The organism is Cognatishimia maritima, assembly GCF_900129685.1.
Lineage (GTDB): Bacteria > Pseudomonadota > Alphaproteobacteria > Rhodobacterales > Rhodobacteraceae > Cognatishimia > Cognatishimia maritima.
In genome coordinates this window covers 350,495-376,321 of the sequence record NZ_FQWM01000002.1, presented here as the reverse complement: position 1 = coordinate 376,321, position 25,827 = coordinate 350,495, and the positions used below count along the sequence as shown (strand labels likewise).

The following is a 25,827-nucleotide window of genomic DNA, read 5'->3' as shown; positions in this document are numbered from 1 at the left end:
TCGCCAAGATCGTCGGGGCTAGGGACCGGAGGGCAGAATGGTCGATATCGCCACGCGCGTTTGGAATCACAAGTGGAAGATTGACCCGATTGTGCGATCTTTGATCGACACGGATTTCTACAAGCTATTGATGTGCCAAAGTGTCTTTCGCAATCGTCCTGACACGAAGGTTGCGTTTTCCCTGATCAATCGCACGACCACTGTCCCCTTGGCCGACCTGATCGACGAAGGCGAGTTGCGCGAGCAATTGGACCATGTGCGGTCGCTCTCGTTAACGCGTGGCGAAAGCACTTGGCTGCGCGGCAATACGTTTTATGGCAAACGCCAAATGTTTCGATCCGACTTTATGGAATGGTTCGAAAACATGCGCTTGCCGGACTACCACTTGGAACGGGTGGGTGACCAATATGAACTGACGTTCGAAGGCACCTGGCCCGAGGTGATGCTGTGGGAGATCCCTGCGCTGTCAGTGCTGATGGAACTGCGCAGCCGCGCTGTGCTGGATCAGATGGAGAAGTTTGAGCTGCAGGTACTATATGCTCGCGCGATGACCAAGCTTTGGGAAAAGGTCGAAGCGCTGCGTGGCGTTGATACTTTGCGGATTGCAGATTTCGGGACGCGCCGACGGCATTCTTTCCTGTGGCAAGATTGGGCCGTTCAGGCCATGTGCGAAGGGCTTGGGTCGAAGTTTGTCGGCACGTCCAACTGCCTGATTGCAAAGAACCGCGATCTAGAGGCCATTGGGACCAATGCGCACGAGTTGCCGATGGTTTATGCCGCGCTTGCCGAAACGGACGAAGATCTCGCGCAAGCGCCTTATCAGGTTCTGGCCGATTGGCACGAGGAACACGACGGTAATCTGCGGATCATATTGCCGGATACATATGGCACCGAAGGGTTCCTTGAACGCGCGCCAGAGTGGCTGGAAAGCTGGACAGGTATTCGGATTGACTCAGGGGACCCCGCCAAGGGCGCAGAAACCGCCATCGCATGGTGGAAATCACGCGGTGAGGACCCGAGGAAGAAACTTGTGATCTTCTCTGATGGGCTTGATGTCGACAAAATAACAGAGTTACAGGCGCAATTCGAGGGCCGCGTGCTGACCAGTTTTGGTTGGGGTACTTTGCTGACAAACGATTTCCGTGGGTTGGTTCCCGGTGATCGTCTCGCGCCGTTTTCGCTGGTTTGCAAGGCGGTGTCGGCAAATGGACGACCTACCGTCAAACTATCGGACAATCCGAACAAAGCCATGGGGCCCATCGATCAAATCGACCGCTACAAACGTGTGTTTGATGTTGGCGCGCAAACTCGACACGACGTGCTCGTTTAAGCCCCCATCGTGATTAACGTGGCGCTTTCTGCCTGCGCCATCTGAAAGCTGCTTTTATCGCACCACCCTTGCCAGCCGCAGCGGATCAGGCTTTGCGCCACGGACCCCGAAAGCGTTGTGCCGGGGCCGAGGACGATAAAGGCGTCCGGGGCGAACTCATGCGCGGCCATTCGAATGCTGGTTGCAAAGTCATAGGGCCGCACCACCTGATGCCCCAATGTGTAGTCGCGCAGCGCGGCCAGATCGCTTGCGCCGGGATACCAGACGGCACCGCGCCCATCGATCAGAGGTAACTGCGGTTGCCGAAACAGAGTCTGCGGCAGCGCATCGAGCCCCATTTTGGCAACGGGTTCCTGTAGATTGGTATGGAACCCCGCATGATTGCGCAGCCGCATGGGAAAGCGATCCTGAACCGGCTCGACCGCGCCTTCGAAGGCCGCCATTCCGGCCTCATTGCCAGCGAGGACCAGCAGCCCGCCGAGATCAATGGAGAGCGCCAGAAAATGCTCGGGCCGCCGGGAAATTTCAGCAGACAAGTTCAACAAACGCTGCTTTTCACCCGGGACCTCGACCCAATTGGGGTCAGTATAGGGGTATATCACTTGCCCGCCGATCATCTGCTCTTGCATCAGGCGGCCCATGGTGTTGACGACCTCAAAGCCGCCCATGTCAGTCAGGGCACCGGCACAGGCCAATGCAATATACCAGCCCATGGAATTGCCGGTCACTGCGACGATGTCGTATGCGTCCCGGTCAATGGACAGAAAATCCGCATAGGCGCAGCTGTAGATCAAAGGGCTGGCATGATCGCCACGCGTGTGCACCTCAGCCTGAAAACGCGCCATCGCGTCGAGGTCCGAAATTGGGGTCTGGCCAAGGTTCGAGCGAAAATCGTCGAAGGTGCTGAACAGCGCCGCCTTGTCCGCATGGCGCTTGGACAGATACACGAGTTCGCTTTTGTTGTAGGTGCCTCGACCGGGGGCGATGACAACAGCGGTTTTCTTCATGTCATCTCCCAAAGTTGGCGTGCCGCCGCAGTAATACTATCGGCAGAGGGCATGGTCGCCGCATAGGCCGGACCGGTTGCGATAAAACTGTCTTCGGCTGCGATACGACAATGGGGCAGTTTGGTCTCTTCCTGCAGAAGCGCCATCAAGGCTTCGGAGACATTGCCAGATTGGCGGCATTCATCCACGATCAGCACCTTTTCGGCACCCTCCAAGGCGCGCAGCAGGCTTTCCTTAGGAAGGGGTGCAATCCAGCGCAGGTCGATGACGCGCGCGTTGATACCATCGTTCTGCAAGGACGCCTGTGCCTGCGTACTGAGGTAGCGCCCATTGCCATAGGTCACGATGGCCAGCGGGCCGTTGCCTTCGACGCCGACCTCACCAAAGGCAATGCGTTCTGACGGGGCTGGGTAACGCGCCGTCCAGCCATTGTCGCCGGGTGCGTGCAAATCCCGCGCACCATAAAGCGCAATCGGTTCAACAAAGACCACAACGCGTTGCTCTTCGCGCGCCAGCCGCACACATTCGCGCAACATCTTAGCGGCATCATCTCCACGGGACGGGCAGGCGACGATGACGCCGGGAATGTCGCGCAACACGCCCAGAGAGTTGTCATTGTGAAAATGCCCGCCAAAGCCCTTCTGATACCCCAGCCCGGCAATGCGCAGCACCATGGGGTTGGTGAATTGGCCCTTGGAAAAGAAGGGCAGCGTCGCCGCCTCGCCACGCAATTGATCTTCGGCGTTGTGCAGATAGGCGAGGAATTGGATTTCCGGCATGGGCAGAAAGCCATTATGCGCAAGCCCAATGGCGAGGCCAAGGATGGATTGCTCGTCTAGCAGCGTGTCGATCATGCGATCAGACCCAAAGCGATCCATCAGCTTCTGGGTCACGCCATAGACGCCCCCTTTGCGGCCAATGTCTTCGCCCATCATCACGATGTCACGGTGTTCGAGCATCAAGTCGGTCAGAGCCCAGTTGATGAGGCGCGACATGTGCTGCGGCGTGTCGAATTGCTTTGAGTCTGACCCGAACGCTTTGTGGCGCCCTTCGGCAGATGGGCCGTTGGTTGGGGCGCAGTCGCGGCGTGGGGGGATGATGCTCTGCATCACATCTGACGCGGATTTGAGCCTCGGGCGTTTGATGACATCTTTCGCAACCCGAGCGCATTGCGCTTCGGTTTCGGTGTAGATTGCCAGTAGTTGCTTTGTTTCTGCTGCGCCGCTTTCCAGCAGTAGACGGGCTGAATGCAATAGAGGATCATCCGCTTCCCAGCCTTCGAACACAGAAGTCGGCAAATAGCTTTGCTGCACATCAGACCCTGCATGGCCGTAAAGCCGAACGGTGTTGATATGCAGAAACGCGGGCTTTTTCTGTTGCCGGGCATAGGCGGCGGCTTCGCTGGCGACGCGGTAAGTGTCAAACATGTCCAGACCATTGGCTTGGAAATACTTCAGGCCCGGCTTTTGCGAGAAACTCACGCCGATCCAGCCGCGTGGTGTGCGGGTTGAAATGCCGATGCCGTTATCCTCGCAAACAAACAGCAATGGCAGGGGTACAGATTGGTAGGATGTCCAGCAGGCAGTGTTGATCGCCCCCTGCGCGGTTGAGTGGTTGGCTGAGGCATCCCCGAAGGAACACAGAATAATGCCGTCATCCTGCAACGTCTGATATTCGGGCCGATGCCGCTTTGCTAGACCGATAGAATAAGCCGCACCGACCGCCTTCGGCAGGTGGCTGGCGATTGTCGATGTCTGTGGTGGAATGCACAACGCCTTTGAGCCAAGCACTTTGTGTCGCCCACCGGAAATTGGGTCTTCTGATGAACTGGCGAAGGACAAAAGCATATCCCAAACCGCGCTGACGCCCGGCACCTGCATAGAGCGGCGGGTTTGGAACGCCCCGTCGCGATAGTGCAAGAACGCCATATCAGTGGGCCGCAGCGCTGCCGCGATGGCGGCCATGCCTTCGTGCCCAGACGAGCCGATGGTGTAGAACCCTTGCCCCTCGGCCTGCATCTTGCGCGACCGCCGATCAAGGTTGCGGCTGCGGCACTGCGCGCGGAAAATCGCAAGCGCTTCGGTGTTGTTTAACGGTCCACCGGGCGGCGTGCCTTGGGGCAGGTTGCCCTGGGCAAGTCGCTCTCGGAAGGCTTTATCGACGACATCGGCGCGATCCATTGCGATGCCTACGCGAAGGCTTGCAGGCCGGTCTGAGCGCGCCCTAAAATCAAGGCGTGCACGTCGTGGGTGCCCTCGTAGGTATTGACGGTCTCAAGGTTCAGCATGTGGCGGATCACGTGGAACTCTAGCGAAATGCCATTGCCGCCATGCATGTCCCGTGCATGCCGCGCAATCTCTAGCGCCTTGCCGCAGTTGTTGCGTTTGATCAAAGAGATCATTTCAGGCGCGGCTTGCCTATCGTCCATCAAGCGACCGACCCGAAGTGAGGCTTGCAAGCCCAAAGCGATTTCGGTCTGCATGTTTGCGAGTTTCAATTGGAAAAGCTGGGTCTGCGCCAAGGGTTTATTGAACTGTTTGCGGTCCAGTCCATATTGCCGCGCCGCGTGCCAGCAGCTTTCGGCAGCGCCCATCACGCCCCATGCAATGCCATAACGCGCGCGGTTCAGGCAGCCGAACGGTCCTTTCAGACCCTCTGCATTGGGCAGCAAGGCGTCTTCGCCGACGGCGACGTCTTTCATCACAATCTCACCGGTGATCGACGCACGCAGGCTGGCTTTGTTTTGAATTTTCGGGGCTGTCAAACCTGCCATGCCTTTTTCAAGCACAAAGCCTTTGATTTTGCCGCCATGCGCTTCGGACTTTGCCCAAACCACAAAGACATCCGCAATCGGCGCATTGGTGATCCACATCTTGCTGCCGTTCAACACATAACCATCAGCCGTCTTCTTGGCGGTTGTTTTCATCCCGCCGGGGTCTGATCCGGCATCGGGTTCGGTGAGTCCGAAACAGCCAATCCAGTCCCCGCTTGCCAGCTTCGGCAGATATTTCTGCCGCTGTGCTTCAGTGCCGTAGGCATGGATCGGATACATGACCAAGGAACTTTGCACCGACATCATCGACCGATAGCCGGAATCCACGCGTTCTACCTCTCTGGCGATCAGGCCGTAGGAGACGTAATTGGTGCCGAGGCCACCATATTCTTCAGGGATGGTCGCACCGAGCAGGCCCATCTCTCCCATTTCGCGGAAGATGTTTGTGTCTGTCGTTTCCGACTCGAAGGCTTCGGTGACCCGGGGCAGCAAACGGTCCTGCGCATAACTGTGCGCCGCGTCACGCAACATGCGTTCATCTTCGGTGAGTTGGGCGTCCAGCAAGAACGGGTCGTCCCACTGAAAGGACGCCAAGTCTGCGGCTGATTTTTCTGCGGAGGTCATAGGTGCGGATTCCGATAATCATTACAATTAGGCATGTAATCTTAATGATACTGAACAAACATATGCATAAATAGCGAGAAATCAGAATAAATTTATGCCGTAAGGGAATGATTGTGCAGTCCTCCCGACGCTCTTTCTCCGCGCTTTACCGCCGTTCCGCAGTTGGGTGTCTGGACAGATCACAGGGACGTGAGAAAGAATCGCTTTCTTTATTTAACGAATGTGTTAAATATTGGGCATGAATGAATTAAGAGCTGTCTTTGCTGCGCTATCTGATGAAACCCGTTTCGACATTGTCGAGCGGTTGATGAAAGTCGGAGAGTTGCCAGCAGGTGATCTGGTCACAGATGCTGCGATCAGCGGCCCGGCGATTTCGCGTCACCTGAAGGTTTTGCGCGAAGCGGGGCTGGTGGGGCAACGGGCCGAAGGAACCAAGCGGTTCTATTCAGTACGCCCAGAGGCTTTGAAAACCATTTCGGATTGGACAATTGATCACCGCGCATTCTGGGAAGCCGGCCTTGATCGCATTGAAGCTGCCTTGGCGGCAGAGGAGGACACGTGGCAGACATAAAACTTGAGCGCGAATTCAAGGTAACACCAGAGCGGCTGTTTGATTTCGTCACAAAACGCGCGAGCGTGTTGGAATGGTTTGGCTACGAGGGCATGACCTTCCCGGCGGAAGAGATGGATTTCTCGCGCAAGGGGCCTTGGTTTGTTGAAATGCTGACCAAGGACGGCAACAAGTTGAAACTGTCAGGCCATGTCACCCATGTCGATCGCCCCAAGACAGTTGGCTTTACCTGGGGCTGGCATGATCCCGACGACAAACGCGGCCCTGAAAGTCATGTGATGTTCACCGTTTCGGAATCGGCCGCTGGTGCGAAGCTGATCATTGATCACCGAGAGTTCAGTGATGAGGAAGCGGCAAACAACCACAATAACGGCTGGACCTATGCATTGAACACAATGTCCCAGATTTTGAACGGCTAAATCGAGCGCAACAAACAAACAAAGATTTCTGGCAGGCTGGTCACCCCGTTTGCCCGAACCAATAGGGCTGTGTGCCCGTCATTTTAATCAGTAGGAGAGAGAAGATGCCTAAGTTTATTTTTGCATATCACGGTGGCGGCAAGCCAGAGACACCAGAAGAAGGTCAAGCCGTTATGGCCAAGTGGATGGCTTGGTATGAGTCGATGGGCCCGGCGCTTGCCGATGGCGGCGCGCCGGTTGGCATGTCTAAAACCGTTACAGCAAACGGGGTCGAGGACAACGGCGGGTCAAACCCGTTGTCAGGCTTCACCATGGTGACAGCAGACAATATGGATGCCGCCCTTGAACTAGCCAAAGGTTGCCCGATTATTGGTAACAACAATGGCACAGTCGAAGTCGCTGAATGCATTGAAATGTGATTGGCGATGCTGAGAAGAAAAGGGGCGGCATTTCTGCCGCCTTTTTTTATTGCAGCGTTGCGGCTGTACGCATCCACCCGGTCTGCATGCCCCGCCAGTTTTTGATCGGTTCATTGATATAGGCCTGCGCTTCCAGATGATTTGGGTTCAGGACGCCTAGTTTCACTAGGATCGCTGCAATCGCGCAATTTGCGGCGCGTGTGCTGCCATCACTGATCTTCAGCGCCACGCCCAACTGTTGTTCAGGCAAAATGGCGATGAAATACCCTTCGGCACCGAACTTGATCGCGGCTTTGCCTTGGCAAGCGCGCATCAGTCGGGTGCAGGGGCGACCTTCACCAGCGACCAGTTCTGGAAACTGCATCATCGCGTTGCGCAACCGCACCGCTGCCCGGCTGCGCGCATCCCCATTGCTATCTGCGCTTGCGAAAAACGCCATGGCGCGGGCCATCGCATGTACGGTGGTCGCCGGATTGGGTGCGGCACAGCCATCGATGCCAAAGCACGGGCTGGCGAACTGCGTAACCTCATCAATGGCCTGAAACACCGCTTTCTGAACGGCGTGTTCTGGGTCTGCATATTCCAAATCCGTGCCTAGGGATTGCGCCAAGGTCAGAAACCCCGCGTGTTTGCCGGAACAACTGTTGTGGCACTGGCAGGGGGCTTTGCCCTCGCGGATCAGGTGATGGCGTTCTTTTGTGTCCAGCGGCGCATGCGCCCCACAGCGCAAGGCCGCGTCATCCAGACCGAGGTCCGAAAGCCAGCGCTGCACTGGGTCCGTGTGTATTCGCGCACCATTGTGCGACGCGCAGGCCAAAGCCAAATGCGCGTCCGTTAGTCGCTTGCGTTCGGCCAGACCACTTTCGACAAGCGGCAGCGCTTGGATCATCTTGGCAGAGCTTCGCGGATAGACCAGCGCGTCTGCATTACCCCAGTTATGAACGATTTCGCCATCGGGTCCGCAGACCACGACATGACCCGTGTGTATGCTTTCCAGAAGCGACCCACGCCAAATTTCGACCAAGTTTTCCGGGGCAGTCATTGTGACCTACATTTTATGGGCGATTTCGTGCCAACGGGGCTTTCGCCACGCGCCGAATTCAGACTATTGTATGCGCATCGAGAAGGGAATGCCGCAAAATGAAAGCCGGGCAGCGGCGCGGTCAATTTCGGATTTGAGGGCTTGGACAGCTTGGAGGCTGTAAATATGGGATCGAAGACATTTCGCGCGACCGTTCTGGGGACACTGATGGGCGCGCTGAGCTTTGCTGGCTCATCTGCCATGGCGCAGGAAAGCAGCAATCAGGTCGCCGCACAAACAGACTGGAGCGTGTTTGTGGAATCGGACCCTAAAGAATGCTGGGCCGTCTCTACGTTCAAAGAAAGCGTGAATACGCGTAACGGTGCTGTTGTTGCTGTGCGTCGCACGCAAACCTTGCTGATGGTCTTTTTCCGCCCCGAAGCCGGGGTGAAGGGCCAAGTTGGTTTTACCGGAGGCTATCCGTTCAAATCTGGCTCAACCGTCAGCATGAAGGTCGATGACGAAACCTTTGACCTCTTCACCGAAGGTGAATGGGCATGGCCGCAAAGCGTCGAAGATGACGCAAAGATCGTGGCCGCAATGAAGCGCGGCAAACAAGCGGTGCTGGTCGGGGAATCCGGCCGAGGCACGCGGACCGAAGATACGTTTTCGCTTCTGGGTTTCACCGCCGCACACGACGATGCGGGCCAGCGCTGTAGCTAAGCTTCGCGCGTGACGAAATTCGAAACCCCGGAGTGACCTCCGGGGTTTTTTTGATTTCACACCGCCATCGAGAAAAGACAGAGTTTGTTTTTGTCGAGGTCTCTCACATAGCAGGAATAATAAGGGCCACGTTGGGCGGGCGCGCCCTCGCTTGTGCCGCCAATCTCCAAAGCCTTGGCATAAAGCCTGTCGACGTCGCTGTTTGCCCCGACGTCCAGACCGACCATGGTCCCGTTGCCATTGGTGGCGGGTGCACCGTCAAACGGCAGCGCCAGGGCAAAAGCGAGGTCGGGGCATTGCCAATAGGTCATGCGATGATCGGAATGTACTTGGGTCAATGCGGTGTCCGCAAAAAGAGCGTCATAAAAGGCGACGCCTGCTGTCATGTCGTTGGTGCCAAGCACGATATAGGAGGATTTCATTCGGTAATTTCCATTTTTGGTAATGCAATGTGGTTCAAGCGGTCGCTTCGCCCAAAACTTCGTAATGGGTCATAGTCATGCTGCTTTCATCCAGCACTTTCATAAGGCCAAGCAGTTCAGGGAATTTGCTGGGATCGAAATTCGCGGCGGCTGATTTTGCATCTTCGATGCTCGCCCATTCGACGTGATCCAGAAAATCGCCCTCGGCGGTCACGGCGAGTTTGCGACCCAAAAAGCCGTTTTGCGCGCGCGCGAAGCTTTGGCTTTCCTCCCAAGCGGCGAGGGCGTCCTTTTGCGTTGCGCCGTCTTTCAGGCGGTAGCGGACGGTTTCGATGACAGACATTGTTGTCTCCTGTATTGTCTTTGCCTGCTGCTTATGACGCAAGGCGCTGACAAAAAGCGGCAGCGGCCTGTGTGGTTTGCAAAATGCGCTGTATCGTGTATCAGACGCGCCTGAACTCCCGGAGACTCACACCATGACCGCCAGCGCACCGATCACGCAGGACGTACATACCATTCCGCGCAAGCTGCCGACCGATGGCAAGCTGAACCTTGTCGGGCTGACCCGCGACAAGCTGCGCGAGGTATTGATCGACGCGGGCACGCCCGAGAAGCAGGCGAAAATGCGTGTGGGGCAGATCTGGCAGTGGATCTACCAATGGGGCGTGCGTGATTTTCACGAGATGACAAACCTGTCCAAAGCCTATCGCGCGCAATTGGATGAGAAGTTCACGGTCGAAATCCCAGAGGTTGTTTCCAAGCAGGTATCCACGGATGGCACACGTAAATACCTGGTGAAGATCGCAGGCGGCCATGAGGTTGAGGTTGTCTATATCCCCGAAGAAGATCGTGGCACGCTCTGTGTGTCGTCTCAGGTGGGCTGCACTTTGACCTGTTCCTTCTGCCACACCGGCACACAGAAACTGGTGCGCAACCTGACGGCGGGTGAGATCGTTGGGCAAATTATGATGGCGCGCGATGACCTTGAAGAATGGCCAGTGCCCGGTGCGCCGAAAGATGAGACGCGCTTGCTGTCCAATATCGTGCTGATGGGCATGGGCGAGCCGCTTTATAATTTCGACAACGTGCGCGATGCGATGAAAATCGCGATGGATGGCGAGGGCATTTCGCTTAGCCGTCGCCGCATCACCCTGTCGACCTCTGGCGTGGTGCCAGAAATCGCGCGCACCGCAGAAGAAATCGGCTGTTTGCTGGCGATTTCCTTCCACGCGACAACGGATGATGTGCGCGATGTGCTGGTGCCAATCAATAAGCGTTGGAACATCGAAGAATTGCTTAGCGCGCTAGCGGCCTATCCCAACCTGTCGAATTCCGAACGGATCACGTTTGAGTACGTGATGCTGGATGGCGTGAACGACACTGATGAGGACGCGCACCGTCTGATCGACCACATCAAGCGCCATAAGATCCCAGCCAAGATCAATCTGATCCCATTCAATGAGTGGCCGGGCGCGCCCTACAAACGGTCCTCGAACAACCGAATTCGAGCTTTCGCGAATATCATTTACCAAGCGGGCTATGCCAGCCCGATCCGCAAAACGCGTGGCGATGATATTATGGCCGCCTGTGGACAGTTGAAATCTGCAACGGAGCGGGCTCGGAAATCCCGCAAACAGATTGAAGCCGAGGCGGGCCTTGGGGATTAACGCACTTTTAAGTTGAATTCTATAGACTTCAGTATGTGTTTCGGCATTTGCGTTTGACCTACGCTGGCGAATGGTTCTACCATTTCTGGTAATGGCGGGCAGATTGGCCACTATATCTGTGACAGCCGTTCGCGGCCGCGCTGTGATGCGGACCGAAGGTAAAGAGTTGCGCAATTTCAATGAGGCACATGTACAGGCAAATCCTATGGGGGGATCACAGCCATGGAAGGTGTAGATCTAAGGCAAGAACCTCGACAGGTTGCGGACCTGACGAGCACATCGGGTCAGGACCGAGCGCGCGACGTTTCGCGTCTTAGGTCGCAGGCCGTCGCGGAAACCCAACCACATGCCGGGCATCACGATCTTACGGGGGTTATTGCCAGATCAGTCGACTGGATTGATCTCAAGGCCCGGATGCTTCGGGCGGGTTTTATGATCCGTCGCGGCGACAAAGGGGTTGGTGTCGTGTCGCTCAGCACTGGCGAGTTTCGCAATTGGCCGGGCACCGGCCAATTGTCTATTGCGTCGCTGCGCCAAAAGTTTGGCCCAGGTTCCAGCCTTGGCGCGCATTTCCCAAGATGGGCGCGCCACTAGGGATGCGTTTCAGCGCCCCGGAATGCTGTCGCGACAGCTTACGTCGCCCCAATTGTCGATCACGTCAATGGCCTGTTCTGCGGTTTCCACAAATCGGAAGAGGTCGAGATCTTCGGCAGAAATCGTCCCCGCGTCACTCAGCGCTTCCCAATTGATGATCTTTTCCCAGAACGCCTGACCAAAGAGCAGGAACGGCACGCGGTCCATGCGGCCTGTTTGAATAAGAGTCAGCGCTTCAAACATCTCGTCCAAAGTGCCAAATCCCCCCGGGAACACACATATCGCGTGGGCGCGCATCAAAAAGTGCATTTTGCGGATCGCAAAATAGTGGAAATTAAAGCAGAGATCAGGGGTGACGTATTCGTTTGGCGCCTGTTCATGCGGCAGCACGATGTTCAATCCGATTGAGACACCGCCCGCGTCAACCGCACCGCGGTTGCCCGCTTCCATCACACCGGGGCCGCCACCTGTCACAATCACGTTCTCTCGACCGGAGCAGGCTTTGGAGCGTTCAGTCATCAGCCGCGCAAACTCTCGAGCTTCGTCATAAAACGAAGAAAGATCAGCCAGTGTTTTGGTTCGTGCTTTGTCCTTCTGTGCAGGCTCTGGAATACGCGCGCCGCCAAACATCACGATGGTGCTTTGAACGCCATATTCATCTAAATTCATTTGTGGCTTTAGCAGTTCCAACTGCAAGCGCACGGGGCGCAATTCTTCGCGACACAAGAAATCATCATCGGCAAAAGCCAGTCGGTAAGCGGGGGCTCGTGTTTGGGGGGTATCAGGCACATCTTGAGCCGTATCCCGATCTGTGTGGGCATCCCGAAACGGGGTCTTGTGGTCGTCTTTCATATCGCGCGTCCTTACCAATTACTTTCCAACGCAATTGACCGCGCGCATGTTCCACTGCGATCAATGCCTGTTACCCCAGGCGTATCGCGATCTGCAGCTCATTGCCAGCACCGAGCGTTACTTACACCAATCTGTGTTTGAATGCGGCTATGTCGGTTTTTCTGGTCGATTGGGCGAACATTGGGTGACGCAATGGCCCAGTTTCGCTATGTAAGCCCGAATCCTAAGAGACGGAGCCGAAACACATGTCAAACGCGCAACTGGAAACCGCAATCGAAGCCGCGTGGGACGCGCGCGATACGATTACCCCGGCAACGACTGGCGAAACCCGCGAAGCCATCGAGGACACGCTGAACGCGCTGGATTCTGGCAAACTGCGCGTCGCAGAGAAACAAGACAGCGGTGATTGGCACGTGAACCAATGGGCCAAGAAAGCCGTGCTGCTCGGCTTCCGTATCAAGGATATGGAAGCGCAGGAAGGTGGTCCACAAGGCGGCGGCTGGTGGGACAAAGTCGACAGCAAATTCAAAGGCTGGGGCGACAACCAATGGCAAGCGGCTGGTTTCCGTGCAGTGCCGAATGCTGTTGTGCGCAAGTCTGCGTTCATTGCGCCAGGTGTGGTTTTGATGCCGTCTTTTGTGAACCTTGGCGCTTATGTAGATGAAGGCACTATGGTCGACACATGGGCCACCGTTGGCTCTTGCGCACAGATTGGCAAGAACGTGCACCTGTCCGGCGGCGTCGGCATTGGCGGTGTTCTGGAGCCTATGCAGGCTGGTCCGACAATCATTGAAGACAACTGCTTTATCGGCGCGCGCTCTGAGGTGGTTGAAGGCTGCATCGTTCGCGAAGGTTCGGTTCTCGGCATGGGCGTGTTCATCGGCAAGTCCACCAAGATCGTGGATCGCGAAACCGGCGAAGTTATGTATGGCGAAGTGCCACCCTATTCTGTCGTTGTGGCCGGCTCTATGCCATCAAAGAACAACGTAAGCCTTTACTGCGCGGTCATCGTGAAACGGGTCGACGAAAGAACCCGCAGCAAGACCGGCATCAACGAGTTGCTGCGCGATTGATCAAAGCCGCAGAACGGTAAGAAGCCCGCCGCTTGGCGGGCTTTTTTGTTTGGGCTTTATCCCTGAAGGTCTACACGCGCCATGCTGCGATTGCTGTGCAATTCGCCGAGGGTCTTTTTCAGCTGGCGTTTGCCTTTGCCCGAAGCGGCTAGGCAAACCATGTTTGAATCCCGCACATGCAGCAAGATCGACCAAGTTCTTGAGTTGCGGGAAGTATATATATCCAGACGGTGGTTGGTCGCGTTACTAAAACTCGTCGTCGGATTTTCTTTGTAGTCGCTCACCAGCTTTTGGTGGACGGCATCGCGATCCGCGCATTGTGCTGCTTGCGCGGCTTCACCGAATGCGAGGAAAACTCCGGCTGCCAAAGCCAAAGACATGAGGGCCTGTTTCATACTGCTGTCCTTTGCCTGTATCTTTAGGACTGGTTACCCAACCATTAGTATAGGTTGCTGGGAATCATACTAAATGTTGCTTAAACAATTATGTGATTTTCGTCACCAATCACTTTGTAAATCGGCCTTTGCTGAGCAAAAACCGGCCAATCCGAGGGGATCGTCGGTGGTTTTCTGCGCGTCGCACTGTCTTGGAGAGCAGTTGACCCCGTACATCTTTGCAGGCTAAGGCGAGACCATGGAAAAGCCCAAGAAAACATCTCGTCAGCAGGTCTATACGCTCCTTGTTCAAGTCGGTCGCAAGACCGGTGATGGTCTGCCTGAAGGCGCGACCGGTGGGGCGCTGATGATCTATGCCTCGGGCGTGGATGAGGCGGAAGCTGTGCGCGAAACCGTTGCGATCCTAAAGCAGGCTGACCTCGCACCGCTTGATGTGACGGGCTATGGCACATTGCCAGAACGTGAGGCGCAGGGGCATGAGATTGACGCGGATGAACGCGAACTGATGCAGCGTGCATTGGAAGAAAATTCAGTCATCGTGGCGCAAATGACGCCGTTCTTTAATGGCGAAGAATCCACGGATGAGGGTCTGCCTCAGTAGGCACTTTCAATCGCGCTTTCGAAGTTACTGGTGCACCAAAATCCTCTTGAAAAGACGACCAGTCGCACAAGTCAAAATGGGTGCTACCGCATTTGCACAGCCAAACGATTCAAGATAGGCCTTTGCTCAAGACAAATGAGGTGACCATGTCAAAGATTGATGCTGCCGCGCTGACAGCCGACCTGATCAAATGCCCTTCGGTGACGCCGGCGGAAGGCGGTGCGCTTGTCTTGCTTGAAAAGCTGCTTGGCGATGCGGGGTTTGAGTGCCAGCGCGTTGATCGTGGCGGCATTGCAAACCTTTTTGCGCGTTGGGGCAGCAAAGGCCATGCCAAAACTTTTGGCTTTAACGGGCACACCGATGTTGTCCCGGTTGGCGACGAAAGTGCGTGGAGCAAGCCACCTTTCGGCGCTGTCATCGAAGATGGCATCCTGTATGGGCGCGGCGCGACGGATATGAAATCAGGCGTTGCAGCCTTTGCAGCGGCGGCAATTGATTTTGTCCGCGAAACACCCCCGGATGGCGCTATCATTCTGGCAATCACCGGTGATGAAGAAGCGGATGCCATCGACGGAACAACCGCGCTTCTGGATCACATGGCCACCACAGGCGAGCAGATGTCTGTTTGCTTGGTCGGAGAGCCAACCTGCCCAAACACTATGGGTGAGATGATGAAAATCGGCCGCCGCGGGTCAATGAACGCGTGGTTTACTTTCAAGGGCAAACAAGGCCATGCCGCCTATCCACATCGGGCTAAGAACCCGCTACCAGCCATGGCGCAGTTGATGCACCAATTGGCATCGCATGAGTTGGATCAGGGGACCGCGCATTTTGATGCCTCAACGCTTGCGGTTGTGACGATGGACACGGGCAATCCTGCTACCAACGTCATTCCGGCAGAGTGTCGCGCGACCGTGAACATTCGATTTAACGACGCGCATTCTGGCGGCGGCTTGACGGATTGGATCAACGAGCAAGCAGCAGAGGTGCAAAGTCAGACGGGGATCGACATTGATGTGACGATCAAAGTGTCCGGCGAGAACTTCATCACCCCGCCCGGCGCATTGTCTGATTTGGTGTCTAACGCGGTCAAATCCGAAACCGGTGTGACGCCTGAACTGTCGACCAGCGGCGGCACCTCGGACGCGCGCTTTGTGCAGCACCATTGTCCGGTTGTGGAATTCGGTCTGGTGGGCAAGTCCATGCACCAAGTGGATGAAAACGTGCCGGTTGCGCAAATCCATCAGTTGAAAGACATCTATACCCGCATTCTAAGGGACTATTTCGCGTGACGTGGGACATTGCGGAAACAGATGACATCGCTGCATGCATCGCATTGCGGCGCGCGGTTTTCATCGAAGAACAGGGGATTGCCGAGGAAGATGAGATTGATGATCTCGACGATGGCGCAACCCATATTCTCGCGCGCGTTGAAGGCGCACCGGTTGGCACAGCGCGGCTGCTGATTTCGGGCACCACAGGCAAGATCGGGCGCATCTGTGTGTTGAAAAGCCAGCGCGGCACCGGGCTGGGTGCCGCTTTGGTGACCCATTCGATAGACAACCTGCGCGCGCGGGGCGATTTAAAGCGCATCGCGCTGGGCGCACAGGAATATGCGATTGGTTTTTATGAAAAATTAGGGTTGCGTGTCTGCGGCCCCATTTATGACGACGCCGGTATTCCCCACCGAGAGATGGAAATCCTCTTATGAGGAAAACGCTGGTCGTTATGGTCAAAGAACCACGCCCCGGTCGTGTGAAAACCCGTTTGGGGCGCGATATTGGCATGACGGCGTCGGCGTGGTGGTTTCGTCACCAGGTAACGGCGTTGTTGCGCCGTGTAGAGTCACCAAAATGGGAGCTCGTTTTGGCCGTTGCCCCTGATGTAGCAGGCCTGACAAGCCGCATTTGGCCCGAGCATCTTCACCGTATTCCACAAGGTCGCGGTGACCTTGGGGCACGCATGGCGCGTATTCTGCGGTTCATGCCGCCGGGACCGGTCTGCATTATTGGGGCCGATATTCCGGGCATTACATCTGAAAAGATCGAACAGGCGTTTGCGGCGCTTGGCGCGCATGATGCTGTCTTTGGCCCCGCGGATGATGGCGGCTATTGGCTGATCGGTATGAAGCGCAGCGGCGGCGTGCCAAACGATGCTTTGACCGGCGTGCGGTGGTCGACGGATCATGCCTTGCAGGACAGCGCGCACAGTTTGGGCACTATGCGGATTGCCCATGTGGCAACGCTGCGCGATGTGGATACGCTCAGCGACCTCAAAGCGCTTTCCCGGTGACGGGCCGCGTCCGACGTGTTAGGGCGCAGATATGAAAATGCCGACCAAAGATGAGATTCTGGAATGGATCTCTGAAAACCCGACCCTCACCAGCAAACGCGATATTGCCAAGGCTTTTGGCATCAAAGGTGCTGCGCGGATCGATCTGAAACGAATTCTACGAGAGCTAGAAGCCGAAGGGCATTTGGCCAAGCGTCAGCGCAGCTATCGCGACCCGGAGCATTTGCCACCAGTCAGCGTCTTGCAGATCATTGGTCCGGATGCCGACGGAGACGTGCTGGCGCGGCCGATGGAATGGCAGGGCGAAGGCGAAGAACCGTTCATTCTGATGGTCGAACGTGCCTCTGATCCTGCGCTAGGGCAGGGTGACCGGGTGTTGGCGCGTCTGACTGCGGTCGACGGAGAAAGCCACGCCTACGAAGGTCGCATGATCCGCCGGATCGGGACAAATCCCAAACGCGTTCTTGGGGTCTACCGCAAGGGCACCGAAGGCGGTCGGATTGTCCCTATCGACAAGGGCATGGACAAAGAATGGCTGGTGCCTGACGGGCAAGTCAACGGGGCCAAAGATGGGGAACTGGTCGAAGGCGAACAGATCGGCCCAAAATCTCGGATGGGCTTGCCCAAAGCCAAAATTGTGTCACGTCTGGGAGACCCGTCTGCACCCAAGGCGGTTTCGCTCATTGCGATCCACCAGCACGGAATTCCCGATGATTTCCCCGATGCGGTCATCGTCGAAGCAGATGCTGCGAAACCTGCGCCGCTCGGCGACCGCACGGATTTGCGCAAAATGCCCTTGGTGACCATCGATCCGGCCGATGCGCGGGACCACGATGACGCCTGTTGGGCGCATGCAGATGACGACCCCGACAATATCGGGGGCCATATCGTTTGGGTCGCGATTGCCGATGTGGCGCATTATGTGACGCCGGGCTCGGACTTGGACCGCGAAGCGAAAAAGCGCGGCAACTCAAGTTATTTCCCAGACCGAGTCGTGCCAATGCTGCCGGACCGCCTGTCGGGTGATCTTTGTTCTTTGCACGAAGGCGTGCCGCGCGCTTGTATCGCTGTGCGCATGAAGTTGGACGCGCAGGGCAACAAAATCGGCCATCGCTTTGTACGTGGCATGATGAAATCTGTTGCGTCGCTCAACTACGAAGAAGTGCAAGCCGCCCAAGACGGCACTCCGAATGAGCGCTGCGCCGAATTGATGGAAGAGGTCATCGCGCCGCTTTATGCCGCTTATGAGGCCACAAAATTGGCACGGGCAGAGCGACAGCCTCTGGAACTGGACCTGCCAGAGCGCAAGATCATCCTCTCAGATGATGGTAAGGTGGAGTCGGTGAATTTCAGAGAGCGGCTGGATGCACACCGTTTGATCGAGGAATTCATGATCCTCGCGAATGTGGCGGCGGCGGAAACGCTGAATGCCAAACGTTCGCCCCTGTTGTTCCGGGTTCACGAGGAACCCAGCCCAGAAAAACTCGACAGCCTGCGCGATGTTGCGCGCTCCTCGGGCCTGACCTTGGCAAAGGGTCAGGTGCTGCAAACCCGGCACCTGAACAAGCTGCTCAAGGATGCCGCCCTGACCGACGAGGCAGAGTTGATCAACCTGACAACTTTGCGGTCCATGACTCAGGCCTATTATGCACCCAACAACTTTGGCCACTTTGGCCTGTCGTTGAAGGCTTACGCCCACTTTACTTCACCCATTCGGCGGTATGCTGACTTGATTGTACACCGCGCCTTGGTGTCAGCGCATGGCTGGGGCGATGACGGATTGACGCCACAGGATATCGAAAGCCTCGAACAGACGGCGAACCACATTTCAGAAACCGAACGCCGCTCTATGCTGGCAGAGCGGGACACGACGGACCGTTACCTCGCGTCTTATCTGAGCGAGCGGCTGGGGAATGAATTCACTGGTAAGATCAGTGGCATCGCCCGGTTTGGGGTGTTTGTGAAACTGGATGAAACCGGCGCGGATGGGCTTGTCCCGATGCGCGAGCTTGGCACGGAATATTTCAAATACGACCCTGAAACCACAACCTTGATTGGGTCAGACACAGGTCTGACCATTAGCCTGGGCCAACGTGTTGTCGTGCGCTTGGCAGAGGCCGCGCCCGTGACCGGTGGATTGATCCTCGAATTGCTGGAACTGAATGGCAAACGCCCGTCGCAGGGGCGTAAAGCGCGCCGTGGCAGTGGTGGTGGCGGGAAGCGCAAGATGTCGGCAGCGAAGAAGAAAAGCCAGAAAACCAAACGCAAGGTGGCGCGAAATCGGCGCTAAACTAAGTGATAGGTTAGGGCGTCTTTGATCAGTGACCGAAGGCGAAAGGGTTCAATCTCATCCGCGCGCTCAAACAAAACGGCGCGATTGCCATCGATGCGATCCCAACCGGGGTATCGCGCAGCGTAGTCGGCAATGACACGCGACTGGCAGTGCGCAAAGAGCGCGAAACGGGCGGCCTTGTGGGGCCCAAGCCTAAGGGTTGTTGCGGCCTTCTTATCCGGTGTGACGTAGCTCGGCTGCCCCCAACGCAACACTTCTTTCAGGCTACCGATCTCCGGCGTTTCCGCGGCGACTTCAAAGACCAATGCCCGCAATCTTAGCAATCCTTCCTGCACGTCAGGCGGATAGGCGTTAAAAACGGTGGCGATGTCAGGGTCTTCGAAGTGCACAGTCGGTCTACCTTTGATTGGTCTGTTATATGGCATGGGCTCTTGCCAAAAACTGTCAGGAATGCTGGACTATAGGTCGACCATGTCCAGAACAGCGCGCCTTTTTCAATTGATGCAAGCCCTGCGGAGCCTGCCGTCGCCCGTGACAGCGGAGCGGCTGGCGGATGAAACCAATGTTTCTATCCGCACAATGTATCGCGACATTGATAGCCTGCGTGGGCTTGGGGCCGTGATCGACGGCGAAGCGGGCTTTGGCTACACGCTGATCGAAGACGCGACCTTGCCGCCTTTGGGCTTTGAGGACGAAGAACTTGAAGCGCTTGTTCTGGGGCTACGGGAAGTGATGCAGGTCGGCGATCCCTCACTTGCCAAGGGCGCGGAATCTGCATTGGCCAAGCTGGGCGCGCGCTTGCCAGAGGGGCAATCCCGGCGGTTGAAACATGCGGTTCTAACGGCCAAAAGTTATAATCCACCGCCTGCACCAAAGGTCGACGCGGGCGTCCTGCGCCGCGCCGCTTGGGATGAAAGGCGTATCCGCTTTGACTATTCTGATGTCGTCGGTGCGAAAACCAGCCGAGAGGTCTATCCTCTTTCGATTGTCTTTATGCAGTCAAGTCACTGCCTTGTGGCCTGGTGTCATTTACGCAATGATTTCAGAGTGTTCCGTTTGGATCGGATGGACTCCTTAGATGTTCTTGAGGAATGTTTCCGCCCCAGACGTGTCAGCATGCTGCGCGATTATTGGGAGCAAATGCGCAGAGAAGCGCAGAAAATGGCCCACTCAGAACACGCAGCTTCATAAGGTTGCACAATTCTGGGTAGACTCAGTGCAATAGTGAGTGGTGAGTCGAGATGGGTTGGACAGGCAAAGTTGTACTGATTTGTGCTTTGATTTTCGGAGGTGGTCTTAACGCTGCGGGCGACCCGCCTCGGTTGCCGCCTGCTGCTCATCCCTTGGATCAACTGAACCACCCGGTGAAAGCATCGTTTGAGGGGTGGATCAAATCATTCAGGACACGTGCCTTGCGTCAGGGCATTTCACCTGCGGTGTTTGATCGGGCCTTTCGCGGTGTTAGCTATAACTCTGATGTGGTCCGCAGAGATCGCAATCAATCCGAATTCACAAAAACGCTTTGGGATTATCTGGATACCGCCGTTTCGGATGCACGCGTCAAAAACGGCAAGGCTGCTCTGCGAAAAACGTCCCGTACCCTTGATGCGATTGAGCGTCAGTTTGGCGTCGACAAAGAAGTGGTCGTCGCGATCTGGGGGTTGGAAAGCGCCTATGGTGCGGTGCGTGGCGATGTTCCGGTGATCGAAGCCTTGGCGACCCTAGCGTATGAGGGCCGCCGCGCGCGGTTCTTTGAACAGCAGCTAATGGCGGCGTTGACCATCTTGCAACGCGGAGAGACCACCCCGCGCCGGTTTGTCGGCAGTTGGGCTGGGGCCATGGGTCATACGCAATTCATTCCGACCTCTTACATGGCCTTCGCTGTGGATTTCACCGGCGATGGCCGTCGTGACATCTGGTCAGACGACCCGACGGATGCTTTGGCATCAACCGCAGCCTATTTGAAGCGCAATGGCTGGGTCACAGGTTTGCCATGGGGGATCGAGGTCACCCTGCCGCGTGGCTTTGACTATGCGCTGGCCAACCGGCGGATCAAAAAGATGCCAAGCGACTGGGGCGCTTTGGGCGTAAAAGGTTTGGACGGGAAATCCGTCGCAAACCACGGCCAAGCGTCTTTGTTGCTGCCGGCAGGGCACAGTGGCGCGGCGTTTCTGATCTTTAAGAATTTCGACGTGATCGAACGCTACAATACCGCAGATGCTTATGTGATCGCGGTCGGCCACTTGAGTGACCGCATCAAGGGCGGCGGCAAAATCAAGGCGCGCTGGCCGCGTGAGGACCGCGCCTTGACCTTTTCAGAACGCAAAGAGTTACAACGGCGGCTGACAAGCGCCGGGTTTGACACGGTCAAGATTGATGGAAAGATCGGCCCCCTGACGATTGACGCGGTGCGTGATTACCAGCGGTCCAAGGGGCTAGAACCTGACGGCTATGCCTCTTTGGCGATCCTCAAACGGCTGCGGTCATCGCGATAAAGCGCGGCGCATTCGGCCTCAAACGCCTCTTGATAGTCGGCGTGTCCGCGTGACACCTGCCACAAACAATAGGCCGCCATACGGTAGTGATAGATGGGCGCGAGTGCTGCGTAGCGATCCCGTTGTTCCTGCGGGAACGCTGCGAGAAAATGGCTCTCTTCAGTGGCTGACAGCACCTCGCCTCGGTAAAGCAACTGCATTGCAGGGGACATGAAGACAGCTATGTCTTCTGTCGCGTCACCTACGGCGGGGCATTGCCAGTCAATCAAGCGCAGCCCGTTTTCGCAGCGGATCAGATTGCCCGGAACAACATCGCAGTGCAACAAAACTTCGGTTGTCGCAGGCGCGGTCGTCGCCATGGCAACACTGTCTGGTTGCGGCAGCGTCTTGTCTGCCAACGCCAATATTTGTTCGGCGTGCTGCCTGATTTCGCCTGCGCCATTGGGAATACGCCGCACCCCACTGGGTGGTGGTATCTGGTGCAACGTCTTGATAAGATCCGCGACCTCGGTCACCCCACTGCGCCAAGGTTTCCCGCGCAGTGCGTGGTAAAGATTGCAAGCCACACCATCGCATTCGAAATGCGCAATCAGGTGTGGCGCAAGCGCGTGTCCTTCAAGATGCGACAGCATGCGCGCCTCGGCAGCAGGATCGTTCGGAAAGAGCGGGTTTTCTGTGCCCTGACGGTACAGTTTCAGGACCGCTGCCTGACCTGTGTCTTCAACCAGCCAAGCTGCGTTTGTGCGGCCGCCGAACAGCGCCTGCCAACTCGCCTCTGCCGCCCATGGCAAAAACCGCGAAACCTGCGCGCGTATTCTTGTTGGGGGAAGGGGGTGAGAAAGGATCAAGGGGCCGGGTCCAATTGAAAGCTTGCGGAACGCTAGTCGAGCCTGCAGCAATCAGCAAGGTCAGCGCCAGTTCAAAAGGATATTCCGTTGCGCAGGTTTGCACGGCAGAAATAGTGCCGAACTTTGGCAGCATGTGGTGGCACATGGAAATGTGGTCTGGCCCACGGCGGCGTTGCATGGCAAAAGTACGCAACCAACCGGGGAGCGCGAAATGACAGCAACAGGCGAAGCGAAATTCGGCAAAGGATGCCATCTGCATTTGATTGATGGGTCGGCCTTTATCTTTCGCGCCTACCATGCGTTGCCGCCGCTGACCCGCAAGTCCGACGGCCTGCCCATCGGCGCTGTGGCGGGCTTTTGCAACATGCTACACCGCTATGTAGAGGCCAACACTGGCCCTGACGCGCCGACCCATGTCGCGGTGATCTTTGACTATTCCGGCAAGTCGTTCCGCAATGATCTATATGATCAATACAAGGCCAACCGCCCGCCTGCGCCCGAAGACCTGGTGCCGCAATTCCCGCTGACCCGCGACGCGACGCGGGCTTTCAACATTGCTTGCAAAGAGATCGAAGGCTTTGAAGCGGATGACATCATCGCGACGCTGGCCTGCCAGGCGCGCGAGGCGGGTGGGCGCTGCACCATCATCAGTTCCGACAAGGACTTGATGCAGCTTGTCGGCGACGGGGTCGAGATGCTCGACGCCATGAAAAACAAACGCATTGATCGCGACGGCGTGATCGGGAAATTCGGTGTCGGGCCAGAGCGAGTCGTTGATGTGCAGGCCTTGGCGGGCGATAGCGTTGACAACGTGCCCGGCGCACCGGGCATCGGGATCAAAACCGCCGCTTTGCTGATCAACGAATTTGGCGATTTGGAAACCCTTCTGGATCGCGCAGCAGAGATCAAGCAGCCCAAGCGCCGCCAGACGCTGATCGAAAACCGCGAACAGATTGAACTGTCCAAAACGCTCGTGCAGCTTGATTGCGAGATGGAGTTGGACTTTACGCTGGAAAGCCTTGAAGTCCGCGACCCCGTTGGTGAAGAACTGATGCAGTTCCTTGCCGAGATGGAGTTCCGCACGCTCGCAAAACGCATGGCCGATCAGCTAGGCGTTGAGGCTCCGGTGATTGCTGAGGCCCCCAAATCTGAAAGCGCAGCAGACGCGCCAGTGGCTTTGCCCTTTGACGTCGAAAAATACCGGCATGTCCGCACCGCCTTCGAATTGGAAAGCTGGATCGCCAAGGCACACAAACGCGGCTGGATCGCGGTGGATACGGAAACCACGGGTCTGAATGAAATGCAGGTCGACTTGGTGGGTATCTCTCTATGTGTTGAGGCAGGCGAAGCGTGTTATGTCCCGCTTGATCATAAAAAGGGCGACGCGGATGATCTGTTTGGCAGCGATGAACGCGCCGAAGGTCAGATGGATTTGAACGAAGCCGTGGCGATGCTGAAACCGCTGCTTGAAGACCCAGCGGTTTTGAAAATCTTTCAGAACGCGAAATACGACTGCAAGATTTTCAAACGCTATGGCGTGTCGGTCGCGCCGATTGATGACACGATGCTGATGTCCTACGCGATGAACGCAGGCATACACAATCACGGGATGGATACACTCAGCGAGACGTACCTGAGCCACAAACCGATTTCGATCAAATCGCTACTTGGTTCCGGCAAGTCGGCCATCACCTTTGACAAGGTGCCGCTGGATGAGGCGGTGAAATATGCAGCTGAGGATGCCGATATCACCCTGCGCCTGTGGCAACTGTTCAAACCGCAGTTGCACCAAAAAAAGGTCACAACGGTTTACGAGACGTTGGAACGCCCGCTGGTGCCGGTGCTGTCTGAGATGGAGATGCACGGCGTGCTGGTCGACCGCGACACGTTGAGCCGGATGTCCAATGCTTTTGCGCAGAAAATGGCACAGTACGAGGCAGAGCTGCACGAACTTGCGGGGAAACCATTTAACGTGCAGTCCCCAGCGCAGGTCGGTCAGATCCTGTTCGAAGACATGGCGCTGGAAGGCGGCAAAAAGACCAAGTCTGGCCAGTGGTCCACCCCCGCTGACGCGCTTGAAGACCTCGCGGTTGAACACGAATTCCCGCGGCTCGTGCTAGATTACCGCCAGCTGCAAAAACTGAAGTCGACCTATACCGACTCTCTGCAGGGACATATCGACCCGGACAGTGGCCGGGTTCATACGTCATACCTTCAGACCGGGGCCAACACCGGTCGTTTAGCATCGACTGATCCGAACCTGCAAAACATACCGGTCCGTACCGAGGAGGGTCGCCGTATTCGTGAAGCCTTTGTAGCCGCGCCCGGCAACAAGCTTGTCAGCCTCGACTATAGCCAGATCGAGCTGCGCATTTTAGCCCATATTGCCGACATTGATGCCTTGAAACAGGCATTCCGCGACGGGCTGGACATTCACGCCATGACGGCGTCCGAGATGTTTGACGTGCCACTAGAGGAAATGACACCAGATGTGCGCCGGAAGGCCAAAGCGATCAACTTTGGTGTGATCTATGGCATCTCGGCCTTTGGTCTGGCGCGCAATTTGCACATCCCGCGTGGTGATGCGCAGGCCTTTATCACCCGCTATTTCGAGCGCTTCCCGGGCATTCGAAAATATATGGACGACACCAAAGCCTTTGCGAAAGAGAACCTTTTTGTGCAAACGCTCTTTGGTCGTAAAATCCACATGCCGCAAATCAATGCCAAAGGTCCGCATGCGGGCTTCGCGCAGCGCGCAGCGATCAATGCACCGATCCAGGGCACTGCAGCAGATATCATCCGCCGCGCTATGATCCGTATGCCCGACGCGATCTCTCATCTGGATGGCAAAATGTTGTTGCAGGTGCATGACGAATTGATCTTTGAGGTGCCAGAAGGGCAGGTCGATGAAACCATCGCTGTGGCGCGTGAGGTCATGCAGGGGGCGGCAGACCCAGCGGTGAAGCTGGATGTGCCTTTGATTGTTGATGCGGGCGTCGGGGACAACTGGGCCGACGCGCATTAACCGGATTTGGAATAGACGCTGATCGAGTTCCCAAAAGGATCAATCGCGTATTGAAAGCGACCGAAGGGCAGGTCGACCACCGGGCCGATGATCTCGGCCCCTGCCTTTTGGGCGCGGCCCACGGTCGCTTCAAGCGTATCAGGCGCGTGCAGGTGCACGGTGATGCCTTCGCCATTCTGCGCAGGCTTTCCGGGATAGATATGGCCCGCGACGTCGTCATCGCCCTGCTTTGGAAAAAACGACACCGGGTTTGGTCCACCGTCTTCAATGGTCATTTGCACGTCAAACAGCGCGCTGTAGAAGGCGACGCCTTCGGCCATGTCGGTCACGGGAATCTCACACCAAACGAGTGTGTCTTTGACGGGGTAGGTCATGCAGTTGCT

27 protein-coding genes are annotated in these 25,827 nt (G+C 56.6%); 16 read left to right on the top strand and 11 right to left on the bottom strand.

Annotated features, from left to right (window positions below; all coding sequences use genetic code 11):
- Positions 1 to 37 precede the first annotated feature (37 nt).
- Positions 38 to 1,330: a nicotinate phosphoribosyltransferase gene (gene pncB, locus BUA39_RS07300; protein WP_072792331.1), complete on the top strand. Its 1,293-nt coding sequence runs from the start codon at positions 38 to 40 to the stop codon at positions 1,328 to 1,330.
- Here the strand turns inward: pncB and BUA39_RS07295 are convergent.
- Genes BUA39_RS07295 through BUA39_RS07285 form a run of 3 tightly spaced genes read right to left on the bottom strand, consistent with a single transcriptional unit; the run spans position 1,327 to position 5,734 of the window.
- Complete coding sequence (locus tag BUA39_RS07295) at positions 1,327 to 2,337, bottom strand: acyl carrier protein (protein WP_072792329.1); 1,011 nt, start codon at positions 2,335 to 2,337, stop codon at positions 1,327 to 1,329. The two genes, pncB and BUA39_RS07295, sit on opposite strands and share 4 nt — an antisense overlap.
- Positions 2,334 to 4,517: a dehydrogenase E1 component subunit alpha/beta gene (locus BUA39_RS07290; protein WP_072792327.1), complete on the bottom strand. Its 2,184-nt coding sequence runs from the start codon at positions 4,515 to 4,517 to the stop codon at positions 2,334 to 2,336. Before BUA39_RS07290 ends, BUA39_RS07295 begins: the two co-directional genes overlap by 4 nt.
- Before the next feature lie 8 nt (positions 4,518 to 4,525).
- Positions 4,526 to 5,734, bottom strand: a complete 1,209-nt coding sequence (locus tag BUA39_RS07285; RefSeq protein WP_072792324.1) for an acyl-CoA dehydrogenase — start codon at positions 5,732 to 5,734, stop codon at positions 4,526 to 4,528.
- A gap of 238 nt (positions 5,735 to 5,972) precedes the next feature.
- On the opposite strand from BUA39_RS07285, the gene BUA39_RS07280 reads away from it, so the two are divergent.
- The 3 genes from BUA39_RS07280 to BUA39_RS07270 all read left to right on the top strand — a co-directional run bounded on the left by BUA39_RS07280 (position 5,973) and on the right by BUA39_RS07270 (position 7,143).
- Complete coding sequence (locus BUA39_RS07280; protein WP_072792731.1) at positions 5,973 to 6,305, top strand: ArsR/SmtB family transcription factor; 333 nt, start codon at positions 5,973 to 5,975, stop codon at positions 6,303 to 6,305.
- Positions 6,293 to 6,724, top strand: coding sequence for an SRPBCC family protein (locus BUA39_RS07275; RefSeq protein WP_072792323.1), 432 nt, complete (start codon positions 6,293 to 6,295; stop codon positions 6,722 to 6,724). Before BUA39_RS07280 ends, BUA39_RS07275 begins: the two co-directional genes overlap by 13 nt.
- Before the next feature lie 104 nt (positions 6,725 to 6,828).
- On the top strand, positions 6,829 to 7,143 hold the full coding sequence (locus BUA39_RS07270) for a YciI family protein (RefSeq protein WP_072792321.1): 315 nt from the start codon (positions 6,829 to 6,831) through the stop codon (positions 7,141 to 7,143).
- A gap of 46 nt (positions 7,144 to 7,189) precedes the next feature.
- On the opposite strand, the gene BUA39_RS07265 is transcribed toward BUA39_RS07270, so the two are convergent.
- Positions 7,190 to 8,185 carry an asparaginase gene (locus tag BUA39_RS07265; RefSeq protein ID WP_072792319.1) on the bottom strand — a complete coding sequence of 332 codons (996 nt, stop codon included), beginning with the start codon at positions 8,183 to 8,185 and terminating at the stop codon, positions 7,190 to 7,192.
- A 165-nt stretch (positions 8,186 to 8,350) separates the two neighbouring features.
- On the opposite strand from BUA39_RS07265, the gene BUA39_RS07260 reads away from it, so the two are divergent.
- Positions 8,351 to 8,887: an invasion associated locus B family protein gene (locus BUA39_RS07260; RefSeq protein WP_072792317.1), complete on the top strand. Its 537-nt coding sequence runs from the start codon at positions 8,351 to 8,353 to the stop codon at positions 8,885 to 8,887.
- 56 nt (positions 8,888 to 8,943) lie between these two features.
- On the opposite strand, the gene BUA39_RS07255 is transcribed toward BUA39_RS07260, so the two are convergent.
- Positions 8,944 to 9,309 carry a VOC family protein gene (locus BUA39_RS07255; protein ID WP_072792316.1) on the bottom strand — a complete coding sequence of 122 codons (366 nt, stop codon included), beginning with the start codon at positions 9,307 to 9,309 and terminating at the stop codon, positions 8,944 to 8,946.
- A 34-nt stretch (positions 9,310 to 9,343) separates the two neighbouring features.
- Positions 9,344 to 9,652: an antibiotic biosynthesis monooxygenase family protein gene (locus BUA39_RS07250; RefSeq protein ID WP_072792314.1), complete on the bottom strand. Its 309-nt coding sequence runs from the start codon at positions 9,650 to 9,652 to the stop codon at positions 9,344 to 9,346.
- A gap of 133 nt (positions 9,653 to 9,785) precedes the next feature.
- Here BUA39_RS07250 and rlmN point away from each other — a divergent pair, with 133 nt between their 5' ends.
- Positions 9,786 to 10,976, top strand: coding sequence for a dual-specificity RNA methyltransferase RlmN (rlmN, locus tag BUA39_RS07245; RefSeq protein ID WP_072792313.1), 1,191 nt, complete (start codon positions 9,786 to 9,788; stop codon positions 10,974 to 10,976).
- Between the two features lie 222 nt (positions 10,977 to 11,198).
- Positions 11,199 to 11,570 carry a hypothetical protein gene (locus BUA39_RS07240; protein ID WP_072792312.1) on the top strand — a complete coding sequence of 124 codons (372 nt, stop codon included), beginning with the start codon at positions 11,199 to 11,201 and terminating at the stop codon, positions 11,568 to 11,570.
- Between the two features lie 9 nt (positions 11,571 to 11,579).
- Here the strand turns inward: BUA39_RS07240 and BUA39_RS07235 are convergent, their stop codons facing one another.
- On the bottom strand, positions 11,580 to 12,422 hold the full coding sequence (locus BUA39_RS07235) for an LOG family protein (protein ID WP_072792311.1): 843 nt from the start codon (positions 12,420 to 12,422) through the stop codon (positions 11,580 to 11,582).
- A gap of 245 nt (positions 12,423 to 12,667) precedes the next feature.
- Here BUA39_RS07235 and dapD point away from each other — a divergent pair, with 245 nt between their 5' ends.
- Positions 12,668 to 13,495, top strand: coding sequence for a 2,3,4,5-tetrahydropyridine-2,6-dicarboxylate N-succinyltransferase (dapD, locus tag BUA39_RS07230; RefSeq protein ID WP_072792309.1), 828 nt, complete (start codon positions 12,668 to 12,670; stop codon positions 13,493 to 13,495).
- Between the two features lie 56 nt (positions 13,496 to 13,551).
- Here the strand turns inward: dapD and BUA39_RS07225 are convergent, their stop codons facing one another.
- The gene (locus tag BUA39_RS07225) at positions 13,552 to 13,890 is read right to left on the bottom strand and encodes a hypothetical protein (RefSeq protein WP_072792308.1); all 339 of its coding nucleotides are present in this window, start codon (positions 13,888 to 13,890) and stop codon (positions 13,552 to 13,554) included.
- Positions 13,891 to 14,128: 238 nt separating this feature from the next.
- Here BUA39_RS07225 and BUA39_RS07220 point away from each other — a divergent pair, with 238 nt between their 5' ends.
- The 5 genes from BUA39_RS07220 (at position 14,129) to rnr (ending at position 19,073) form a co-directional block, all read left to right on the top strand.
- Positions 14,129 to 14,491 carry a hypothetical protein gene (locus BUA39_RS07220; protein WP_072792306.1) on the top strand — a complete coding sequence of 121 codons (363 nt, stop codon included), beginning with the start codon at positions 14,129 to 14,131 and terminating at the stop codon, positions 14,489 to 14,491.
- Positions 14,492 to 14,637: 146 nt separating this feature from the next.
- Positions 14,638 to 15,783 carry a succinyl-diaminopimelate desuccinylase gene (dapE, locus tag BUA39_RS07215; protein ID WP_072792305.1) on the top strand — a complete coding sequence of 382 codons (1,146 nt, stop codon included), beginning with the start codon at positions 14,638 to 14,640 and terminating at the stop codon, positions 15,781 to 15,783.
- Positions 15,780 to 16,202, top strand: a complete 423-nt coding sequence (locus tag BUA39_RS07210) for a GNAT family N-acetyltransferase (protein ID WP_072792303.1) — start codon at positions 15,780 to 15,782, stop codon at positions 16,200 to 16,202. Before dapE ends, BUA39_RS07210 begins: the two co-directional genes overlap by 4 nt.
- A complete protein-coding gene (locus tag BUA39_RS07205; RefSeq protein WP_072792302.1) occupies positions 16,199 to 16,783 on the top strand; it encodes a TIGR04282 family arsenosugar biosynthesis glycosyltransferase in 585 nt (194 codons plus the stop codon). The genes BUA39_RS07210 and BUA39_RS07205 overlap by 4 nt, the downstream gene beginning before the upstream one ends.
- Positions 16,784 to 16,814: 31 nt before the next feature.
- A complete protein-coding gene (gene rnr, locus BUA39_RS07200) occupies positions 16,815 to 19,073 on the top strand; it encodes a ribonuclease R (protein WP_072792301.1) in 2,259 nt (752 codons plus the stop codon).
- On the opposite strand, the gene BUA39_RS07195 is transcribed toward rnr, so the two are convergent.
- Positions 19,070 to 19,501: a DUF1801 domain-containing protein gene (locus BUA39_RS07195; RefSeq protein ID WP_072792299.1), complete on the bottom strand. Its 432-nt coding sequence runs from the start codon at positions 19,499 to 19,501 to the stop codon at positions 19,070 to 19,072. The two genes, rnr and BUA39_RS07195, sit on opposite strands and share 4 nt — an antisense overlap.
- A 46-nt stretch (positions 19,502 to 19,547) precedes the next feature.
- On the opposite strand from BUA39_RS07195, the gene BUA39_RS07190 reads away from it, so the two are divergent.
- Together BUA39_RS07190 and BUA39_RS07185 are read left to right on the top strand one after the other, a co-directional pair.
- Positions 19,548 to 20,267, top strand: coding sequence for a helix-turn-helix transcriptional regulator (locus tag BUA39_RS07190; RefSeq protein WP_072792729.1), 720 nt, complete (start codon positions 19,548 to 19,550; stop codon positions 20,265 to 20,267).
- Positions 20,268 to 20,317: 50 nt separating this feature from the next.
- Positions 20,318 to 21,571, top strand: coding sequence for a lytic murein transglycosylase (locus tag BUA39_RS07185; RefSeq protein ID WP_084604793.1), 1,254 nt, complete (start codon positions 20,318 to 20,320; stop codon positions 21,569 to 21,571).
- Here BUA39_RS07185 and BUA39_RS07180 read toward each other — a convergent pair.
- On the bottom strand, positions 21,526 to 22,419 hold the full coding sequence (locus BUA39_RS07180; RefSeq protein ID WP_165610492.1) for a phosphotransferase: 894 nt from the start codon (positions 22,417 to 22,419) through the stop codon (positions 21,526 to 21,528). The two genes, BUA39_RS07185 and BUA39_RS07180, sit on opposite strands and share 46 nt — an antisense overlap.
- A 211-nt stretch (positions 22,420 to 22,630) precedes the next feature.
- On the opposite strand from BUA39_RS07180, the gene polA reads away from it, so the two are divergent.
- A complete protein-coding gene (gene polA / locus BUA39_RS07175; RefSeq protein ID WP_072792298.1) occupies positions 22,631 to 25,444 on the top strand; it encodes a DNA polymerase I in 2,814 nt (937 codons plus the stop codon).
- Here the strand turns inward: polA and BUA39_RS07170 are convergent.
- Positions 25,441 to 25,818 (bottom strand): VOC family protein, encoded by a 378-nt coding sequence (locus tag BUA39_RS07170; RefSeq protein ID WP_072792296.1) that lies wholly within the window; start codon positions 25,816 to 25,818, stop codon positions 25,441 to 25,443. The genes polA and BUA39_RS07170 overlap by 4 nt on opposite strands.
- Between the last annotated feature and the right edge of the window lie 9 nt (positions 25,819 to 25,827).

Coding starts and splice junctions, on each gene's coding strand:
- BUA39_RS07170 (WP_072792296.1), bottom strand. CDS start 25,818: ATGACCTACCCCGTCAAAGACACACTCGTTTGGTGTGAGATTCCCGTG.
- BUA39_RS07260 (WP_072792317.1), top strand. CDS start 8,351: ATGGGATCGAAGACATTTCGCGCGACCGTTCTGGGGACACTGATGGGC.
- BUA39_RS07280 (WP_072792731.1), top strand. CDS start 5,973: ATGAATGAATTAAGAGCTGTCTTTGCTGCGCTATCTGATGAAACCCGT.
- rnr (WP_072792301.1), top strand. CDS start 16,815: ATGAAAATGCCGACCAAAGATGAGATTCTGGAATGGATCTCTGAAAAC.
- BUA39_RS07205 (WP_072792302.1), top strand. CDS start 16,199: ATGAGGAAAACGCTGGTCGTTATGGTCAAAGAACCACGCCCCGGTCGT.
- BUA39_RS07225 (WP_072792308.1), bottom strand. CDS start 13,890: ATGAAACAGGCCCTCATGTCTTTGGCTTTGGCAGCCGGAGTTTTCCTC.
- BUA39_RS07265 (WP_072792319.1), bottom strand. CDS start 8,185: ATGACTGCCCCGGAAAACTTGGTCGAAATTTGGCGTGGGTCGCTTCTG.
- BUA39_RS07220 (WP_072792306.1), top strand. CDS start 14,129: ATGGAAAAGCCCAAGAAAACATCTCGTCAGCAGGTCTATACGCTCCTT.
- BUA39_RS07185 (WP_084604793.1), top strand. CDS start 20,318: ATGGGTTGGACAGGCAAAGTTGTACTGATTTGTGCTTTGATTTTCGGA.
- BUA39_RS07290 (WP_072792327.1), bottom strand. CDS start 4,517: ATGGATCGCGCCGATGTCGTCGATAAAGCCTTCCGAGAGCGACTTGCC.
- dapD (WP_072792309.1), top strand. CDS start 12,668: ATGTCAAACGCGCAACTGGAAACCGCAATCGAAGCCGCGTGGGACGCG.
- BUA39_RS07235 (WP_072792311.1), bottom strand. CDS start 12,422: ATGAAAGACGACCACAAGACCCCGTTTCGGGATGCCCACACAGATCGG.
- BUA39_RS07250 (WP_072792314.1), bottom strand. CDS start 9,652: ATGTCTGTCATCGAAACCGTCCGCTACCGCCTGAAAGACGGCGCAACG.
- pncB (WP_072792331.1), top strand. CDS start 38: ATGGTCGATATCGCCACGCGCGTTTGGAATCACAAGTGGAAGATTGAC.
- polA (WP_072792298.1), top strand. CDS start 22,631: ATGACAGCAACAGGCGAAGCGAAATTCGGCAAAGGATGCCATCTGCAT.
- BUA39_RS07285 (WP_072792324.1), bottom strand. CDS start 5,734: ATGACCTCCGCAGAAAAATCAGCCGCAGACTTGGCGTCCTTTCAGTGG.
- dapE (WP_072792305.1), top strand. CDS start 14,638: ATGTCAAAGATTGATGCTGCCGCGCTGACAGCCGACCTGATCAAATGC.
- BUA39_RS07295 (WP_072792329.1), bottom strand. CDS start 2,337: ATGAAGAAAACCGCTGTTGTCATCGCCCCCGGTCGAGGCACCTACAAC.
- BUA39_RS07195 (WP_072792299.1), bottom strand. CDS start 19,501: ATGCCATATAACAGACCAATCAAAGGTAGACCGACTGTGCACTTCGAA.
- BUA39_RS07240 (WP_072792312.1), top strand. CDS start 11,199: ATGGAAGGTGTAGATCTAAGGCAAGAACCTCGACAGGTTGCGGACCTG.
- BUA39_RS07270 (WP_072792321.1), top strand. CDS start 6,829: ATGCCTAAGTTTATTTTTGCATATCACGGTGGCGGCAAGCCAGAGACA.
- rlmN (WP_072792313.1), top strand. CDS start 9,786: ATGACCGCCAGCGCACCGATCACGCAGGACGTACATACCATTCCGCGC.
- BUA39_RS07255 (WP_072792316.1), bottom strand. CDS start 9,309: ATGAAATCCTCCTATATCGTGCTTGGCACCAACGACATGACAGCAGGC.
- BUA39_RS07190 (WP_072792729.1), top strand. CDS start 19,548: ATGTCCAGAACAGCGCGCCTTTTTCAATTGATGCAAGCCCTGCGGAGC.